Origin of the sequence: Williamsia herbipolensis (assembly GCF_000964005.1) — a bacterium.
In the GTDB taxonomy this organism is placed as follows: domain Bacteria; phylum Actinomycetota; class Actinomycetes; order Mycobacteriales; family Mycobacteriaceae; genus Williamsia_A; species Williamsia_A herbipolensis.
In genome coordinates, this window is the sequence record NZ_JXYP01000012.1 from 25,739 (window position 1) to 42,307 (window position 16,569).

Here is a 16,569-nt window from a genome sequence, read left to right on the forward strand (position 1 = left end):
GGTGATCCGCTCAGCGGACCATGCGTATCTCGGCGACGTTCCATCGCTCGAACCATCCGGCAGTGCCGTCCTCGGCGAAGCCATGCTTGCGGTAGAACGCGATGGCGCGCGCGTTGTCCGTCAGCACCCACAGCTGCGCCGGCCGGTCGCCGAGGGCTTTGTCGAGAAGCGCGCCACCGAGACCGGTCCCATGTGTTCGCGCCAGCGTGTAGAGGCCTCGCAACTCGATATCCCTCACGCGTTCGCTACGGGGTGGTCCAGTTGTGGCGAATCCAACGATGCTCTTGTCGACCTCGGCCACGTGCGTGGTCATTCCAGGGGTGGGGTCGGTGCGAAGCGCTCGTGTCCAGAGCTCGCGACGTTCGGCGACGTCGAAGGTCGCTGCGGCCTCGGGGGCGACGAGGTCGGTGTAGGCCTCCCGCCACGAGGCGACGTGCACCTCGGCGAGCTGTTCTGCATCGGTCGGCTCAGCGCGGCGCAGGGTGAACGCCGGCGGCCGTTCGAGGTGACTCAGCTGGGCCTGGCGTCGAGGACGACCTCGAACTCGAGCAGGTCGGCGCCGCTCGACACCGGGTTCGCGCGCTCGCCGGCGTGGGCCGCGCGAGCGGGTCCGCCCGACCACGCCTCGAACGCCTCGTCGGACTCCCACTGCGTCACCACGAAGTAGCGGTCCTCGCCCTTCACCGGGCGCAGCAGCTGGAAGCCGAGGAAGCCCGGCGTCCCGTCGACGGTGTGTGCTCGGTTGGCGAACCGCTTCTCGAGCTCGGGTCCGGCGCCCTCGGGCACCGATATCGCGTTGATCTTCACCACGGCCATGGTCGCTATCGTATCGGTCGTGACAGCCGACGAGCGGTGGGCGGAGACGGGCCTGCGGGACCACGGTTCCGACCTCGGCGCGGACGCACCCACGATCGTCCTGCTGCACGGACTCATGGGACGCGGACGCACCTGGCGACGTCAGATCCCCTGGCTGCGCAGACACGGGCGCGTGTTCACCGTCGACGCGGCCTTCCACACCGGCGCCGACGCCGGGTTCGACATCGACGACGTGGCCGCCGACGAGATCGCCACCGAGCGATTCGTCGCCGACGTCGCCGAGACCCTGGTCTGGATCGATCGTGGTCCGGCGGTGTTGATCGGGCACTCGATGGGTGGCCTGCACGCCTGGTGCACCGCCGCGGAGTACCCGGAACTGGTCTCCGCGCTCGTGATCGAGGACATGGCACCGGATTTCCGCGGCCGCACGGCAGTGGACTGGACACCGTGGTTCGCCTCGTGGCCGCAGCGGTTCGACTCCCGGTCGGCGGCCGACGACATGTTCGGCCCCATCGCCGGCCGCTACTTCCACGAGGCCTTCGACGACGGTCGCCTGCACGGTGACGTCGAGATCTTCGCCGCCATCGCCCAGGAGTGGGGTGGTCGCGACTTCTGGTCGCAGTGGCGTCAGGTCGAGGTGCCGACCCTGCTGCTCGAGGCCGAGCACGGCGTCACCCCGCCGGGTCAGATGGCGACGATGGCCGAGATGAACTCGTGTGCAACCCATCTGGTGATCCCGGCGGCCGGGCACCTCGCGCACGACGACCGCCCGGGGATGTACCGCGGCGCAGTTGAGGCGTTCCTGTCGTCGATGTTCGACTGAGCGGGCCACGGCGGGTCGGGGTCAGCCGCCTTCGCCGGCGAGGCAGAAGCGGCCGTCGGCGGTGGTCTCCATGAGGCCGTCGGCGAGGAGGGAGTCCAGGGCCCGTTCGCGTTGGCCGACGTCGGTGAGCCACACCGCGTCGATGCGGTCGCGTCCGACCGGACCGTCGGCGGCGCGGAGTTGGTCGAGGATGAGGCCGCGGACCTGACGGTCGGTGCCCGCGAACTTCTGGACCTTGCGCGGGGTGTCGAGCGCGGGCCGGCCGATCTCGACCCAGAGGCAGTGCGGCAGCGGGCAATCCCCGCACCGTGGGTTGCGTGCGGTGCAGACCAGCGCGCCGAGCTCCATCAGGGCTGCCGAGAAGCGAGGTGCGACATCCCGATCCCGGGGGAGCAGGGCCGCCACGTCGTCCATGTCCGACCGGGTCGGGTTGCCGGCGTCACGCCCGTGCAGGGCGCGGGCGATGACGCGGCGGACGTTGATGTCGACCACCGGCACCGACTGGCCGTAGGCGAAACACGCGACGGCGCGTGCGGTGTAGTCGCCGATACCCGGCAGTGTCAGGAGGGTGTCGACGTCGGACGGGACGACGTCGCCGTGATCCTGCGCGAGCACCGTCGCACAGGCGTGCAGGCGCATAGCGCGTCGCGGGTAGCCGAGTTTGCCCCAGGCGCGCACCACCTCGCCGACCCCGGCGGCGGCCATCGCCGAGGGCACCGGCCACCGCGCGACCCACTCGAGCCAGATCGGTGCGACGCGCGCCACCGGTGTCTGCTGCAACATGATCTCGCTCATGAGGATCTGCCAGGGCGTGACTCCCTCTGCGCGCCAGGGCAAATCGCGCTCGTGGTCGTCGAACCACGCCAGCAGGCGGCGCGTCACGTCCGAATTCGGCACAATGTCAGCCATGGCAACCATGACTCCCGCACAGGCGTGGCGCGAGATGCGCGAAGGTAATGACCGATTTGTCGGCGGTGAACCCAAACATCCCAGTCAGGGTATCGACGACCGGACCCGACTGACCGGCGGGCAGGCCCCGAAGGCCGTGCTGTTCGGCTGCTCGGACTCCCGCGTCGCCGCCGAGATCGTCTTCGATCAGGGGCTCGGCGATCTCTTCGTCGTCCGCACCGCCGGGCAGGCCATCGACTCCGCGGTCCTCGGATCGATCGAGTTCGCCGTCGCCGTGCTCAAGGTGTCGCTGATCGCGGTGCTCGGCCACGACAGCTGTGGCGCGGTCGGTGCCACGATCAAGGCCGTCGACGAGGCGCAGATCCCCGGCGGCTACATCCGCGACGTCGTCGAGAAGGTGACACCCAGCGTTCTGGCCGGCAAGGCCGAGGGCCTGACCCGCGTCGACGAGTTCGAGGCGCGACACGTGCAGGAGACCACCAAGCTCCTCACCGATCGCAGCCAGATCATCGCCGACGCGATCGAGGCGGGCACCCTGGGCATCGTGGGCCTCACCTACAGCCTCGCCGAGGGCAAGGCGCATCTTCGCGAGGCGGTGGGCGAGGTCGACGATCAGCCCGACAGCGATCACGCCCTGCAGAAGGTGTGATGTGCACCCGCGGCGACGACACGCCGCCGCGGGTCGGACGGGGCGGACCACTCGACCGTTAGCGTTGGTGTGTGTTGGAACCGCAGGGCCCGTTGCCACCCGAGATCTACTGGCGTCGGCGCGCGCTCGCGGTCGGTGTGGTCGTCCTCGCGCTCATCGTCGTGATCGGTCTGATCATCTGGGCCTCCGGTGGTTCCGATGAGTCCCCCCGGAACACCAGCGCGAGTGTCTCGTCGAGTCCGTCGCTGACCTCGGTGCCCTCGAGCGCCGACGCCTCGGAGAGCATCGCCGGCGGGTCGGGCGGATCCGGCGGGTCCGGTTCGGGCGGCAGTGGTGTCCCCGGCCAGTCGCAGGCGTCGGGCTCGGTGGCCTCGGGTGTGGTGCCCGGCGCTTCGTCGTCCTCGTCGGCGGCACCGACGGCGGTGCCCGCGAGCGGCCTGTGTCCCGACCAGAACATCTCGGCGGTCCTCTACACCGACAAGCCGACCTACACCGTCGGCGACAAGCCGGTGTTCACGATCGTCATCACCAACGCCGGCCTCGCCGAGTGCACCCGCGACGTCGGCAAGGACATGCAGAACGTGACGGTCCGCAGTCTCGACGGCACCCGCTACATCTGGTCGGCGACCGACTGCTCACCGATCAACACGATCAACAACCAGTTGCTCAAGCCGGCCCAGCAGTTCAAGGACACCATCGTGTGGTCGGGGACCACCAGCACGCCGGGGTGCAAGACCCCGCGTCGTGTGGCCGCGGCCGGTCCGTACCAGGCGGTCGGCTCGCTGGGGGAGAAGTTGAGCGCTCCCATCACGTTCAACTTCGCCGACCCGCCGCGCCAGTAGAGCCGGGGTCAGTCGAACCGCTCGATGGTCGTCTCGGCCAGGCGCGACAGTCCTTCTCGGATGTGGCGGGCCCAGATCTCGCCGATGCCGTCGATGGCCTGCAGATCCGACGCGCTCGTCGCGAGCAACGACTGCAACGTCCCGTAGCTGCGCACCAGACGGTCGAGGTGCGCGAACTGCAGCCCCGAGATACGGGCCAGCAGGCGGTAGCCGCGCGGACTCATCGTGGTGTCCTGCGCGTCGAGCGTGGTGGGGTACCCGAATGCCCCGGCGAGCAGCGTCGAGTCGAGCAGGTCGGTGTCGTTGAGGGCCTCGATCGCCTCGAGTGCCTGACGCACCTCCTCGATGGTCGCGGGCTCCGGGCTCGAGTAGTAGTCGCGCACCACGAGTTCGCGCATCGAGTCGTTGTCACCGACGAGTTCCTCGAGCTGCAACGACAACTGGCGTCCGTTCGCGCCGAGTTCGAGAACGTACTGTTCGATCTCCACCGACACCCGCCGCACCATCTCCATGCGCTGCACCGCGGTCATCGCCTCACGCAGCGACACGTAGTCCTCGATCTCGGCGCGTGACAGCGCGGCACTGACCTCGTCGAGTCGGGTCTTGTAGCGCTGCAACGTCGCCACCGCGAGGTTGGCACGCGACAGGATCGGATCGGACCCCTCCACCACGTGTCGGATGCCGTCGACGTACGCACTCACGATCGACATCGACGCGCTCACCGAGATCACCGGGTGCCCGGTCTGGATCGCGGTGCGTTCGGCGGCTCGGTGCCGGGTGCCCGACTCCTCGGTCGGGATCGACGGATCGGGCACCAATTGCACGTTGGCGCGCAGGATTCGGGTGCCGTCGGTCGAGAGGACCACCGCCCCATCCATTTTCGACAGCTCTCGCAGACGGGTGGGTGCGAACTCCACGTCGAGGTGGAAACCGCCGTCGCAGATGCGTTCGACGAGTTCGTCGTACCCCAGCACGATCAGCGCGCCGGTGCGTCCGCGCAGGATGCGTTCGAGCCCGTCGCGCAGACCGGTTCCGGGTGCCACCCGGCCGATCGTGGCGCGCAGGAGATCGCCGTGCGCCGTGTCCACCATCGCGACAGCCTTTCGTTACGGGTGTTTACCGTGCACTAGATTAACTGCGGGTGAGAACAACCTTTGTCGTGCCCGACGATCTGGACGCCCCCCGCCGCGGCGACGACGTCGTCGCACCCGGCGACACGATCCCCCCGCACAACCCCATGTGTTACGGCTGCGGCCCGCGTTCGCCGCACGGTCTGCACCTGTCGATGATCGCGGGCGAGGGCGTCACCGCGACCGGTGAACTGCTGGTGGAGCCGCGATTCGAGGGTGGTCCCGGCGTGATCCACGGCGGCATCCTGGCCAGCGTCTTCGATGAGTCGATGGGGCTGGGCCTCATGCTGATGGGTCTCACCGCGGTCACCGTGGTCCTCGACATCGACTACGCCCGCCCCGTTCCCATCGGCACCCGACTGCGTCTCGACGCCCGCGTGCTCGGGACCCGACGCCGCCAGGTCTACGCCGAGGCGACGGCGACCGTCCTCGGTGCCGACGGCGCGGCCGGGGAACCCGTCGCCGGTGCCCACGGGTTGTTCGTGATCGTCGACCCGCACACCCATTTCGGTCCGACGCGAGATCTCGGTCAGAAGGAGTAGGTGTCCACGCTCGTCACGAGCGCCGCGCGCACCGCCTCGTGCAGGTCGGCGACCTCGGTGATCTTGATGCCCTTGGGCAGGTCGGGTGAGCCCGCCGGCACGATCGCGTGCCGGAACCCCAGCCGTTTGGCCTCGGCGACCCGGCGGCCGACGCCGGAGACGCGTCGGACCTCGCCGGCCAGGCCGACCTCGCCGATCGCGACCGTCGACCGGGGCAGGGCCTTCTTGCGGACGATGGACCCGACGGCGAGGGCGACCGCGAGATCGGCCGCGGGTTCGGTCAGCTTCATGCCGCCGACGGTCGCGACGTAGACCTCCACGTCGGACACCTTCACTGCGATCCGTCCCTCGAGGACGGCGAGGATCATCGCCACCCGCTGCGAGTCCAGGCCGCTCACGGCGCGCCGTGGTGAGCCGTTCTGCGTCGGCGCGACCAACGCCTGCACCTCGCCGACCATGGGCCGCTTGCCGTCCATCGCCACGGTGATGGCGGTGCCCGGCACGTCGGAGTCGCGGTGGTGCAGGAACAGCCCGGACGGGTCGGGGACCTCGTGGATGCCGTCACCGCGCTGCTCGAAACAACCGACCTCATCGGACGCACCGAACCGGTTCTTGATGCCGCGGACCATGCGCAGCGACGAGTGCTTGTCGCCCTCGAACGCGAGCACGACGTCGACGAGATGTTCCAGTGACCGCGGGCCGGCGACCGCGCCGTCCTTGGTCACGTGACCGACCAGCACGATCGCGATGCCGGTGTTCTTCGCGAGCGACGTGAGTGCCGTGGTGACCGAACGGATCTGTGTGACACCGCCGTTCACGCCGTCGGACCCCGACGCGACCATCGTCTGCACCGAGTCGACGATCATGAGCGTCGGCGCGACCTGTTCGGCGTGGCCGAGCACGGTGTCGAGATCGGACTCGGCGGCGAGGAACACCTCGGGGTGCACGGCGCCGGTGCGTTCGGCGCGCAGACGCACCTGCGCCGCGGATTCCTCACCGGTCACGTAGAGCGACCGCTTGCCCTGTTCGGCCCAGCGCTTCACGGCCTCGAGCAGCAGCGTCGACTTCCCGACGCCGGGCTCGCCGGCGAGCAGGACCACCGACCCAGGTACGACACCCGCGCCGAGGACACGATCGAGTTCGCCGATGCCGGTGGGGAACGCCGCGGCCGCCGTCGGATCGATCTCGGTGATGCGGCGGGCCGGGGACGACGGTGCGACGGCGGTCGATCCACGGCTTGCGCTCGCGGCGGTGGCGACCTCGTCGATCGACCCCCATTCGCCGCACTCCGGGCACCGGCCGACCCACTTGGCCGATTGATGGCCACACGAGCGACAGCGATACGACGAGCGGGGTTTGGCCACTCGTGAACCCTAGATGCGGGCTGTGACAGGGGTGGGTGGGGCGAGTGCCGAGCCGATCAGCCCTCGCCGCCCTCGGCGGGCTCGGGGTTGAGCAGCTGGTCGGCGCGACGCTGCAGTTCGGAGCCGGCGTCGATCGGGACGCGGACGGTGGTCTTGCCGGCCTTGGCGAACGTGAACTCCATCGGCACGGTGAGGCCGGGGGTGATCTGCTTGCCGTAACCGCTCACGGTGACGGTGATGCGGGTCTCGCTGGGGTCGGAGGCGTTGTTGTCCGGCGCCGACGGGCTGGTCGGCGAGGCCGACGTGACCGACGACTCGGCCGCGACGAGCAGCTGCGAGGGCTGACCCGCGCGCAGCGACTTCGTGGCCGGGATGTCGGTGGCGCCGGAGAACGAGACGCTCCCGCCGCCGGGCAGCGTGATCGACTCGAGCTTGTCGTCCTGGTACGGGCTGTTGTTCGAGATGAGGAACGCGACCTCGAGCGGGCTGCCGTTGGCGAAGGCCTGCGTGCCCTGGCTCGGGAACACGATGTGGACGTCGCGCAGGGCGATGTCGCCGAGCGTCGCCGACGAGCCGTTGACCGCGGCCTGCTGGTTCGCGGTCTGCGCGATCTGACCGGCGCCGCAGGCCGAGACACCGAGCGCCAGTGCGCCGCCCAGCGCTGCGATCGCCACGGCGCGCGCCGCACGACGGCCGGGGGTGCGAGCGGGGACCTTCGCGGGAGTGAGCACAGACACCGGGTTTCCTCTTCTGCCTCGTCGACCCTGACGGGTCGCGCCGATCTTGCACTACGGAGCGTAGTGGCCGTGACCGGTTCGAGCGCGTTCGGGTGGCGAATTGGCGTCGGCCCCCGCGGGTGTGCCGTGGACCGATCATCGACACTTCACGGGTGATCGCTGCTGGTAGGCCGCTGACCTGCACTGTTGTGTGATGTGCGAAACAGTCCCGTGTTAGACTGGGCAGATCGAAAGGGGCTTGGAACATTGAATTTCAAAGTCGGTGACACCGTTGTATACCCCCATCACGGTGCAGCGAAGGTCGAAGACATCGTCATCCGCACCATCAAGGGAGAGCAGGTCGAGTACGTCGTCCTGAAGATCGCCGACGGTGACATGACCGTCCAGATCCCGTCCACCAAGCTCGAGTACGTCGGTGTCCGCGACGTCGTCGGGTCGGAGGGTCTGCACAAGGTGTTCGACGTGTTGCGTGCCCCGCACACCGAGGAGCCCACGAACTGGGCGCGCCGGTTCAAGGCCAACCAGGAGAAGCTCATCTCCGGCGACATCATCAAGGTCTCGGAGATCGTGCGTGACCTGTGGCGTCGTGAGCAGGACCGCGGTCTGTCCGCGGGTGAGAAGCGCATGCTGACCCGCGCCCGTCGTGTCCTCGTCGACGAGCTGTCGCTCGCACAGGGCACCGACGACGCCAAGGCCGCCATCATCCTCGACGAGGTTCTCGCAGCGGCCTCCTAGGCCGCTCATCCCCCACCCGTGGCGACCGTCGCGCTGATCCCGGCTGCGGGGTCCGGTACCCGGTTGGGTGCGGGGATGCCCAAGGCGTTCGTCGACCTCGGCGGCCGCACCATCCTCGAGCGATCGGTCGACGGTGTGTTCGCCGCCGGTGTCGACGAGGTCGTGGTGGCCGTCCCGGCCGAACTGCTCGACACCACCCGGTCGATGCTCCCGCGTGTCCACGTGGTGGTCGGCGGGTCGGTGCGCAGCGACTCCGTCCGCGCCTGTCTCGCCGAGGTCGGTCCGTCCGCGTCGGATGTCGTGCTGATCCACGACGCCGCCCGCGCACTCACCCCACCCGAGGTGTTCACCCGCGTGATCGACGCGGTGAGCCAGGGCTCCGACGTCGTGGTCCCCGCCGTCCCGGTCACCGACACCCTCAAGCGGGTCGTCACACAGCAGTCCGGGGCCGTCGAGACCGTCGTCGCCACCGTTGACCGCACACCCCTGCGCGCGGTGCAGACCCCGCAGGGCTTCCGTCCCGAGGCGCTGCGGCGCGCTCACGCCGCGGCCGGTGACGCCACCGACGACGCCGGCCTGGCCGAGGCCGCCGGCTACGCAGTCCATGTCGTGCCCGGCGACCTGATGGCCTTCAAGATCACCACCGCGTGGGATCTGCGGATCGCCCGCATGCTGCTCGAGTCGACAGGAGTCCGGTAGATGCGCGTGGGGATCGGCACCGACGTCCACCCCGTCCAGCCGGGTAAACCCTGCTGGATGGTGGGCCTGCATTTCCCCGACGACGACGGGTGCGAGGGTCACTCCGACGGCGACGTCGGGGTCCATGCGCTTTGTGACGCGCTGCTCTCGGCGGCGGGTCTCGGCGACCTCGGTGCGGTCTTCGGCACCGGCCGTCCCGAGTGGGACGGTGTCGACGGCGCCACCATGCTCACCCACGTGCGCGGGCTCGTGTCCGACGCCGGTTTCGTCGTGGGCAACGCCGCGGTGCAGGTGATCGGCAACCGCCCGAAGATCGGTCCACGCCGCGAGGCCGCGCAGCGGTTGCTGTCGGATCTGGCCGGGGGACCGGTGTCGGTGTCGGCGACCACCACCGACGGACTCGGCCTGACCGGGCGCGGCGAGGGTGTCGCCGCGGTCGCCACCGCACTGTTGCTCGTCGCCGACTGAGTAGGATCGCACGTCGTGACCCTTCGCCTGTACGACACCGCCGCGCGTGACGTGCGTGAATTCGCACCGCTGCACGCCGGACAGGCATCGGTGTACCTCTGCGGCGCCACTGTCCAGGGCGTCCCGCACATCGGCCATGTCCGCAGCGGTATCGCGTTCGACATCCTCCGGCGCTGGCTGCTGCACTCCGGCCTCGACGTGCTGTTCGTCCGCAACGTCACCGACATCGACGACAAGATCCTCACCAAGGCCGCCGACGCCGACCGTCCGTGGTGGGAGTGGGCGGCCACCCACGAGCGCGCGTTCTCCTCGGCGTACGACGCATTGGGTGTGCTGCCGCCGTCGGCCGAACCGCGCGCGACCGGCTTCATCACGCAGATGGTGGAGTACATGGAGCGTCTCATCTCCCGCGGTCACGCCTACGCCTCCGACGGCGACGTCTACTTCGATGTGCGCAGCCTCCCCGAGTACGGCGCGCTGTCGGGTCACCGCCTCGATGACGTGCACCAGGGTGAGAGCGCAGGCACGGGCAAGCGCGACGACCGCGACTTCACGTTGTGGAAGGCCGCCAAGCCCGGCGAGCCGTCGTGGCCCACGCCGTGGGGACCGGGTCGACCCGGATGGCATCTCGAGTGCTCGGCGATGGCGACGTCGTTGCTCGGCGGCGAGTTCGACATCCACTGCGGCGGGATGGATCTGATCTTCCCGCACCACGAGAACGAGATCGCCCAGAGTCACGGCGCCGGAGACGGATTCGCGCAGTACTGGCTGCACAACGGCTGGGTCACCATGGGTGGCGAGAAGATGAGCAAGTCACTGGGCAACGTGGTCGCCATCCCGGCGATGCTGCAGCGGGTGCGTCCGGTGGAACTGCGGTACTACCTCGGCAGTGCGCACTACCGGTCGATGCTCGAGTACTCCGAGGGTGCGCTGAACGAGGCCGCGGCAGGCTATCGCCGCGTCGAATCCTTTGTGCAGCGCGTCGATTCGCGGTTCGGACCGGTCGTCGTCGGTGAGGTGGGCGCAGATTTCGCCGCGGCGCTCGACGATGACCTCGGGGTGCCCGCCGCGTTGGCCGTGGTCCACACCACCGTGCGTGCAGGCAACACCGCACTCGAGGCCGGTGACAGCGACACCGCACGCGCGGCCGCGTCGTCGGTACGCGCGATGATGGGTGTCCTCGGCGTCGATCCTCTCGACGAACGGTGGCACACCGCCGACGACGACTCGCAGGCCATCTCGGCTCTCGACGTGCTGATCCGTGCCGAACTGGATCGCCGGGCGACGGCGCGCGCGAACAAGGACTACGCCACCGCGGACGCGGTGCGCGACCGACTGGCCCAGGCCGGTGTCGACGTGACCGACACCGCCGACGGCGCCCAGTGGAATCTGAAGGGGCGCAACTGATGGCAGGCAACTCGAAACGTAAGGGTGCGGTCCGCAAGGACGGCACGAAGAAGGGGCAGGTCGCCGGGTCCGGCGGCAACCGGCGTCGCGGGCTCGAGGGCCGTGGCGCGACGCCCAAGGCGGTGGACCGGCCGTACCACGCGGCGCACAAGCGGGCGAAGGCCGCGAGCGCGTCGGCGACGGGTGCCGGTCGTGGGCGGTCGACCGCGGCGAAGCGTCGTGACGAGGAGGGCCCCGAGTACGTGTTGGGCCGCAACCCCGTCGTCGAGTGTCTGCGCGCCGGGGTCCCCGCGACCGCGCTGTACGTGATGATCGGCGGGACGCCCGACGAGCGGGTGTCGGAGGCCGTGAAGATGGCCGGCGACAAGGGGATCGCGATTCTCGAGGCGCAGAAGTCCGAGCTCGACCGCATGAGCACCAACGGGCTGCATCAGGGCATCGCCCTGCAGGTGCCGCCGTATCGCTACACCCATCCGTCCGATCTCATGCAGCTCGCCGTCGACAGCGGCACCCCGCCGCTGCTGGTGGCCCTGGACAACATCACCGATCCCCGCAACCTCGGTGCGGTGATCCGTTCGGTGGCCGCGTTCGGCGGGCACGGTGTCGTGATCCCGCAGCGCCGCAGTGCGAGCGTGACCGCGGTCGCGTGGCGGACCAGTGCCGGTGCGGCGGCGCGTCTGCCGGTCGCGCAGGCCGCCAATCTCACTCGTACGCTGAAGGACTGGGCCGCCGACGGCGCGCAACTCGTCGGCCTCGACGCCGACGGCGACACCGAACTCGACTCCTACGACGGCACCGGTCCCACGGTGATCGTGGTCGGCTCGGAGGGCAAGGGTCTCTCGCGACTCGTCCGCGAGTCCTGTGACTCGATCCTGTCCATCCCCATGGCCGGCCCGGTCGAGAGCCTCAACGCCTCGGTCGCCGCGGGTGTCGTGCTCGCCGACTTCGCCCGCCAGCGCCGAGCGGTCTAGGGCACCGCAGGTAGCGACGCGCGAACCAGCGCGGTCGCGATACGGCGGCCGGTTCCTGCGGACCCCTTCGGCTCGCGCAAACGCATGGCGAGTTCGCCGCTGATCACGAGAAGTATCTCCTCGGTCAGTTCTGCCGATTCGGTGCACCCGGCGTCGGTGATCAGCTGATGGAGCCGGGTGCGGAAGTGGTCGGTGTCGCGGCCGATCGCCTCGGCCAGTTCGTCGGGGGGCGAGGAGTATTCGGCGGCCGCGCCGAGGAAGGCGCACCAGCGCGCGCTGTCGGTTCGATCACGGAACGCCTCGAGCGCGTCGAAGACCGCGAGTACGCGCCCCTCAGCGTCGGGCGCCGCGTCGATTGCGCGTTCCCACTCGTCCCGCCACCGTGAGTGGCGCCGCTCCAAGGCCGCCGCGACGAGCGCTTCCTTGCTCCGGAAGCCGCGGTAGAGCGTTGCCGCCGAGACGCCGGCGCGGGCGAGCACGGCGTCGACGGGGGTCGATTCGATCCCGCGGGTGAACAGCAGGTCATCGACCGCGTCGAGCAGTTTCTGCTCGGAGCTCTTGCGCATGGGCACGCCTCTCAGACTAGGCTCGCCGATATGAAACGATCGTTTTCGTTTGTGAGTGTATCCGAGACGTCGGTCGTGGTCGCGGGCGTCGGGTTCATCGCCGCGACGTACGGACTGGTGCGCCTGGCGTACGGGCTGTTCCTGCCCGACGTACAGGCCGACCTCGGGTTGTCGGCGAGCCTGGCCGGGATGGTGTCGTCGGGGTCGTCGCTGGTCTACTGCGGTGCCGCGCTCGTGGGTCTTCTGCTCGGCGGCCGTGGGGTGCGACGTCAGGTCACCGCCGCGGCCGTGTCGGCGGTTGTCGGCGTGTGGGGGATGGCGGCGGCCGGTGACGTCGTCTGGTTCGCGGTGTCCGCGATCGTCGGATCGGCCGGTGCGGGGCTGGCGTCGCCCGCGCTGGTCACGATCGTCGGGCGATCGGTGGCGGTGGGTCGCGTCGGTCGCGCGCAGTCGGTGGTGAATGCGGGAACGGGGCCGGGGGTGGTCGGTGCGGGGGTGCTGGCGCTGGTCGTGCTGCCGGAGTGGCGGACGGCGTGGTGGGTGGTCGGTGCGGTGACCGCGGTGATCGCCGTGGCGCTGCTCGCGGCCGATCGCGGGACGGGGTCCGCGCCCACGACGGTCTCCACTCGCATGGACTCGGCATGGTTGCGCGCTCACGCAGCACCCGCGGTGGCCGCGGTCCTCATGGGGGCCGGGTCGAGCGCGGTGTGGACCTACGGGCGTGGGGTTCTCGTCGATGCGGGTGTCGTCGGAGAGCGGGGCAGTGTCGGCGCGTGGGTGCTGTTGGGCGTCGGTGCGACGACGGTGATCGCGACATCGGGTGCCATGAGCCGTCTCGCGCCGAGGTCGGCGTGGATCGTGACGTGCGGGGTGCTGGTGGTCTCGATCGCGGCGCTGGGTGTGGGCCGCGAACAGATCGTGACCGCGCTCGTGGCGTGTGCCTGTTTCGGCTGGGGGTTCACGGCAGCCACGTCGGCGCTCATCGCCTGGAGCGCGAGGATCGATCGCGCCGGCGCGGCGCAGGGGACGGCGTTGCTGTTCGTTTCGTTGGTACTGGGACAGGCGGTGGGTTCGGCGGCGCTGGGTGGGATGGTCGGGTCGATGGGATACGCGGCGGCCTTCGTGCTCGCGGCCGGTCTCTGCGCCGCTGCCGTTGTGCCGGCCGTTCTCAGGCAGCGAGCAGTGCCGCGAGATGACGTTCGATCGGACTCTCCACGGGGCGCCGTCAGGTGTGACGGGGCCCGGGAGCGGCGTACTCCTCCACGACGACGCCGGACTCGAACGAGCGCGTTCGGATTCGGGTGAAGGCGCGTGGCTTGTAGGGCGCGCGTCCGAACAGCGGGATGCCGGAGCCGAAGACGAGTGGCTGTCGTTTCAGGGCCAGTCGGTCGATCTCCGGTAGGAGCTCGCCGGCGAGCTCACCGCCGCCGCACAACCAGATGTCCAGGCCAGCTTGCGTCTTCAGCTCTCGAACGGTGGAGAGGGGATCGTCGGTCACGGTGATCGCAGGGTCGTGATCAGGCGCTCGTCTGCTGGCGACGAACTGCCGCAGGTGCGGGTACGGGCTCGTGATCCCGATGGCCAGGGCAGGTCTCATGGTGTTCGACCCCATGATCACGGTGTCGAATCGTGTTCGTGGCGGCTCGATCCCGAGTGCCGTCATCGCATGGACGGGTAGCGCATCGGCGTACTCCTCGAACACGATCGCCGCATGATCACCTTCGATGGGGAAGGCGTCGAATCCACCGTCGGGGTCGGCGATGAAGCCGTCGAGACTGACGGCCACGTAGTAGACGAGCTCGCGCATGGTGACGTCGATTATGCCGGTGTCGAGGTCAGGCGGCGTCGAGCAGAGCGCGGAGTCGTCGTTCGATGAGACTGATGGGTTCGTCGTGGTGACCCGGGGGCGCCGGGGCTCGGGAGACATGGCTGTGCCCGGTGGGTGTGGTGACGGTCGCGGTGTGCCGGGTGGTGTCGGTGTGGTCAGCGGTGGTCATTCGCCAACCCGGGTTCTGTTTGGCCCGGTTGTGCGCCAGGCACATGCCGCCACCGTTCGATGCCGAGGTGTCACCACCCCGGGCATGGGGATCGGCGTGGTCGTACTCAGCGATCGGTGCATCGCAGTACGGGATGCGGCACGACTGGTCGCGCAGGTCGAGAAAGAGTTTGAGTCCGGTCGGGAACAGTCTCGCGGTGGAGTCCATCGCGATCAGCGCGCCGCTCGTCGGGGCCTTGTAGAGCCGCCGCAACGTGGTGGCCGCGTCAGCATCGAGGGAGGTGGCCACTATCGCGCGGGCGGTGGCGGCGGGGATCGGTCCGTAGCCGCTCACGTGCGCGGCGGCCGTGCTGTCGCCGAGGAGGACGGCATCGGGCACAACCAGATTGACCGCCACCGGCAGGGCATCGACCGTCGCGGCGCCGGTCACCCGTTCGACGAGGGCGTCGGCCATCACCTGCGCGTGCGAGCGATCATCGGCCCCGACGGTGGCGTCGGCGTGCTTCTTCAGCGCCGCGTACACCGAGATCCCGGACACCAACGGCAACAACGCCGACAGCCGCACCATCCCATCTGGGGCCGGCCGGGTCGACACGCGGCGATCCTTCACCGCATGAGCGTGCCGATCCACCACTGCCTGCGGATCCAGTTCGTAGGCAATCCGTTTCACCTCGGCGTCCAACGCGCGGTCGCCGACGCCTTCCAGCGCGGCCGGGTCGGCGCAGAGACGACGGTCGATCTCGGCGCGATCACGCGGGGTGAGGTGCGCGGTCTCCCGTACCAGGATCGTCGCCCGCCATTCGGTGAGGACACCTGCGGCCAACGCCGCTCGTGTGTGTGGCATCTCGCGCATCACCGCGCGTGCGAACCCGAGATACCGGCCGCCGGCGGACCCGGAGGCCTTCCGCGCAAGGGCGACCTCAGCGGCCAATCCACGGCCCTGCCGCGCCACGGGTACGCCCGCCGCGGTCTCGGCCTCACGTCGAAGTTCCTCGAGTCGCATCGTCTCGACCGCCTGTGCCGCAGCGCATCCGGATTTGATCGCCTCGAGGATCGCGATCCGATCGATCGCTTCCGTCTCGTCACCAGCAACGTCCAGGCCAGGGAGCGACGACAGGAATGATTGCAGCGCAACTGTTGTCGCCCCCACACCCTCGTCGCTCATGTGTTCGATACTACCTGCAGCCACCGACAACCGCCATGATCATCTCTGCAGCCTTGTGGAAAGCCTCTATGCCGCAGTCAGTGTCGAGGCGATGGTGATGATCTCGGGACTCTCCGGTGTGACGGGACTCCGACCCCAGTTGCCGAACTGTTCCTCGATCACCAGGCCGGCCGACCTCAGGGCGGTCGACAGGTTGTCGACCGTCAGGAACCGAAGAGCAGAGCGAACAACCTTCTGCTCCGACAACGTCGGGATGGAGAAAGTCTCGTCGAACGTCACGATCTGATCGTGCACCGACACCACCTCGCGTGTCACCGTGAGAGTGTCGCCGCGGTCATCGGTGACCGTGAACTCTTCGTCCCACCGGGTCCACGGTTGCACCACCGGGTTCCTCGTCTCGAACGCGAAACGACCTCCTGCAGCCATGGAGCCGACGATCGCACGCAGCGACGACGTGAGATCGTCGTCGCTCGCCAGCGTCTGGAACGCGTGACCGGTCATGGTGACGAGATCGGCCGCCACGCCGCTCACGTCGGAAGCGGTTGCGGTCTGCCACTCGATGTCATCGCGGCGGCGGGCCACGGCGAGCATGTCGTGATCGGGATCGATACCGATGAGCCGCCCGCGGTGCCCGGTCTCGCGTGCACGGTGTAGCAGTGTGCCGGTACCGCAACCGATGTCGACCACGGTCTCGACGTGCATCACGAGATCTAGGTACAAGTCGTCGCTGCGGCCCCACGGGTTCAGAAC

General features: G+C 69.3%; 20 protein-coding genes. 10 read left to right on the forward strand and 10 right to left on the reverse strand.

Annotation, left to right across the window (positions count from 1 at the left end; genetic code table 11):
- Positions 1-10 precede the first annotated feature (10 nt).
- Positions 11-622 carry a GNAT family N-acetyltransferase gene (locus tag TU34_RS05500; protein WP_238981175.1) on the reverse strand — a complete coding sequence of 204 codons (612 nt, stop codon included), beginning with the start codon at positions 620-622 and terminating at the stop codon, positions 11-13.
- Entirely contained in the window at positions 511-816 is a 306-nt protein-coding gene (gene mhuD / locus TU34_RS05505) for a mycobilin-forming heme oxygenase MhuD (protein ID WP_045821868.1), read from the reverse strand. The genes TU34_RS05500 and mhuD overlap by 112 nt, the downstream gene beginning before the upstream one ends.
- A 19-nt stretch (positions 817-835) precedes the next feature.
- Between mhuD and TU34_RS05510 the strand changes: the two genes are divergently transcribed.
- Entirely contained in the window at positions 836-1,639 is an 804-nt protein-coding gene (locus tag TU34_RS05510; RefSeq protein ID WP_420835161.1) for an alpha/beta fold hydrolase, read from the forward strand.
- A 21-nt stretch (positions 1,640-1,660) separates the two neighbouring features.
- Here TU34_RS05510 and TU34_RS05515 read toward each other — a convergent pair whose 3' ends face one another.
- Positions 1,661-2,548 carry an HhH-GPD family protein gene (locus TU34_RS05515; RefSeq protein ID WP_045821869.1) on the reverse strand — a complete coding sequence of 296 codons (888 nt, stop codon included), beginning with the start codon at positions 2,546-2,548 and terminating at the stop codon, positions 1,661-1,663.
- On the opposite strand from TU34_RS05515, the gene TU34_RS05520 reads away from it, so the two are divergent.
- Together TU34_RS05520 and TU34_RS05525 are read left to right on the forward strand one after the other, a co-directional pair.
- Positions 2,547-3,197 carry a carbonic anhydrase gene (locus TU34_RS05520; RefSeq protein ID WP_045821870.1) on the forward strand — a complete coding sequence of 217 codons (651 nt, stop codon included), beginning with the start codon at positions 2,547-2,549 and terminating at the stop codon, positions 3,195-3,197. The two genes, TU34_RS05515 and TU34_RS05520, sit on opposite strands and share 2 nt — an antisense overlap.
- A 71-nt stretch (positions 3,198-3,268) precedes the next feature.
- Entirely contained in the window at positions 3,269-4,039 is a 771-nt protein-coding gene (locus TU34_RS05525) for a hypothetical protein (RefSeq protein WP_045821871.1), read from the forward strand.
- A gap of 8 nt (positions 4,040-4,047) precedes the next feature.
- Here TU34_RS05525 and disA read toward each other — a convergent pair whose 3' ends face one another.
- Positions 4,048-5,130: a DNA integrity scanning diadenylate cyclase DisA gene (gene disA / locus TU34_RS05530; protein ID WP_045821872.1), complete on the reverse strand. Its 1,083-nt coding sequence runs from the start codon at positions 5,128-5,130 to the stop codon at positions 4,048-4,050.
- Positions 5,131-5,180: 50 nt separating this feature from the next.
- Here disA and TU34_RS05535 point away from each other — a divergent pair, with 50 nt between their 5' ends.
- On the forward strand, positions 5,181-5,711 hold the full coding sequence (locus TU34_RS05535) for a PaaI family thioesterase (protein WP_045821873.1): 531 nt from the start codon (positions 5,181-5,183) through the stop codon (positions 5,709-5,711).
- On the opposite strand, the gene radA is transcribed toward TU34_RS05535, so the two are convergent.
- Positions 5,699-7,075: a DNA repair protein RadA gene (gene radA, locus TU34_RS05540; protein WP_045821874.1), complete on the reverse strand. Its 1,377-nt coding sequence runs from the start codon at positions 7,073-7,075 to the stop codon at positions 5,699-5,701. The two genes, TU34_RS05535 and radA, sit on opposite strands and share 13 nt — an antisense overlap.
- A gap of 56 nt (positions 7,076-7,131) precedes the next feature.
- Positions 7,132-7,812 carry a copper chaperone PCu(A)C domain-containing protein gene (locus tag TU34_RS05545; protein ID WP_082079896.1) on the reverse strand — a complete coding sequence of 227 codons (681 nt, stop codon included), beginning with the start codon at positions 7,810-7,812 and terminating at the stop codon, positions 7,132-7,134.
- Positions 7,813-8,058: 246 nt separating this feature from the next.
- Here TU34_RS05545 and TU34_RS05550 point away from each other — a divergent pair, with 246 nt between their 5' ends.
- The 5 genes from TU34_RS05550 to rlmB are packed head-to-tail and all read left to right on the forward strand — an operon-like array spanning position 8,059 to position 12,092.
- The gene (locus TU34_RS05550) at positions 8,059-8,547 is read left to right on the forward strand and encodes a CarD family transcriptional regulator (protein ID WP_045821876.1); all 489 of its coding nucleotides are present in this window, start codon (positions 8,059-8,061) and stop codon (positions 8,545-8,547) included.
- 18 nt (positions 8,548-8,565) lie between these two features.
- Positions 8,566-9,246, forward strand: coding sequence for a 2-C-methyl-D-erythritol 4-phosphate cytidylyltransferase (gene ispD, locus TU34_RS05555; RefSeq protein WP_045821877.1), 681 nt, complete (start codon positions 8,566-8,568; stop codon positions 9,244-9,246).
- Positions 9,247-9,714, forward strand: coding sequence for a 2-C-methyl-D-erythritol 2,4-cyclodiphosphate synthase (gene ispF / locus TU34_RS05560; protein ID WP_045821878.1), 468 nt, complete (start codon positions 9,247-9,249; stop codon positions 9,712-9,714). It abuts the gene before it with no gap.
- A gap of 15 nt (positions 9,715-9,729) precedes the next feature.
- On the forward strand, positions 9,730-11,121 hold the full coding sequence (gene cysS, locus TU34_RS05565; protein ID WP_045821879.1) for a cysteine--tRNA ligase: 1,392 nt from the start codon (positions 9,730-9,732) through the stop codon (positions 11,119-11,121).
- Entirely contained in the window at positions 11,121-12,092 is a 972-nt protein-coding gene (rlmB, locus tag TU34_RS05570) for a 23S rRNA (guanosine(2251)-2'-O)-methyltransferase RlmB (RefSeq protein WP_045821880.1), read from the forward strand. Before cysS ends, rlmB begins: the two co-directional genes overlap by 1 nt.
- Here the strand turns inward: rlmB and TU34_RS05575 are convergent.
- The gene (locus tag TU34_RS05575; protein ID WP_045821881.1) at positions 12,089-12,664 is read right to left on the reverse strand and encodes a TetR/AcrR family transcriptional regulator; all 576 of its coding nucleotides are present in this window, start codon (positions 12,662-12,664) and stop codon (positions 12,089-12,091) included. The genes rlmB and TU34_RS05575 overlap by 4 nt on opposite strands.
- A 45-nt stretch (positions 12,665-12,709) precedes the next feature.
- On the opposite strand from TU34_RS05575, the gene TU34_RS05580 reads away from it, so the two are divergent.
- On the forward strand, positions 12,710-13,963 hold the full coding sequence (locus TU34_RS05580; RefSeq protein WP_238981176.1) for an MFS transporter: 1,254 nt from the start codon (positions 12,710-12,712) through the stop codon (positions 13,961-13,963).
- Here TU34_RS05580 and TU34_RS05585 read toward each other — a convergent pair.
- From TU34_RS05585 to TU34_RS05595, 3 genes are all read right to left on the reverse strand, one after another.
- Complete coding sequence (locus tag TU34_RS05585) at positions 13,884-14,465, reverse strand: dihydrofolate reductase family protein (protein WP_045821882.1); 582 nt, start codon at positions 14,463-14,465, stop codon at positions 13,884-13,886. The genes TU34_RS05580 and TU34_RS05585 overlap by 80 nt on opposite strands.
- 28 nt (positions 14,466-14,493) lie before the next feature.
- Positions 14,494-15,819 (reverse strand): HNH endonuclease, encoded by a 1,326-nt coding sequence (locus TU34_RS05590; protein ID WP_082079899.1) that lies wholly within the window; start codon positions 15,817-15,819, stop codon positions 14,494-14,496.
- Between the two features lie 66 nt (positions 15,820-15,885).
- Complete coding sequence (locus tag TU34_RS05595; RefSeq protein WP_082079906.1) at positions 15,886-16,521, reverse strand: class I SAM-dependent methyltransferase; 636 nt, start codon at positions 16,519-16,521, stop codon at positions 15,886-15,888.
- Positions 16,522-16,569 lie beyond the last annotated feature (48 nt).

Bases quoted from the DNA above. Each gene is read 5' to 3' on its own strand.
- mhuD (WP_045821868.1), bottom strand. From the start codon at position 816: ATGGCCGTGGTGAAGATCAACGCGATATCGGTGCCCGAGGGCGCCGGA.
- TU34_RS05520 (WP_045821870.1), top strand. From the start codon at position 2,547: ATGGCAACCATGACTCCCGCACAGGCGTGGCGCGAGATGCGCGAAGGT.
- TU34_RS05515 (WP_045821869.1), bottom strand. From the start codon at position 2,548: ATGGCTGACATTGTGCCGAATTCGGACGTGACGCGCCGCCTGCTGGCG.
- disA (WP_045821872.1), bottom strand. From the start codon at position 5,130: ATGGTGGACACGGCGCACGGCGATCTCCTGCGCGCCACGATCGGCCGG.
- ispF (WP_045821878.1), top strand. From the start codon at position 9,247: ATGCGCGTGGGGATCGGCACCGACGTCCACCCCGTCCAGCCGGGTAAA.
- rlmB (WP_045821880.1), top strand. From the start codon at position 11,121: ATGGCAGGCAACTCGAAACGTAAGGGTGCGGTCCGCAAGGACGGCACG.
- TU34_RS05585 (WP_045821882.1), bottom strand. From the start codon at position 14,465: ATGCGCGAGCTCGTCTACTACGTGGCCGTCAGTCTCGACGGCTTCATC.
- TU34_RS05590 (WP_082079899.1), bottom strand. From the start codon at position 15,819: ATGAGCGACGAGGGTGTGGGGGCGACAACAGTTGCGCTGCAATCATTC.
- TU34_RS05595 (WP_082079906.1), bottom strand. From the start codon at position 16,521: ATGCACGTCGAGACCGTGGTCGACATCGGTTGCGGTACCGGCACACTG.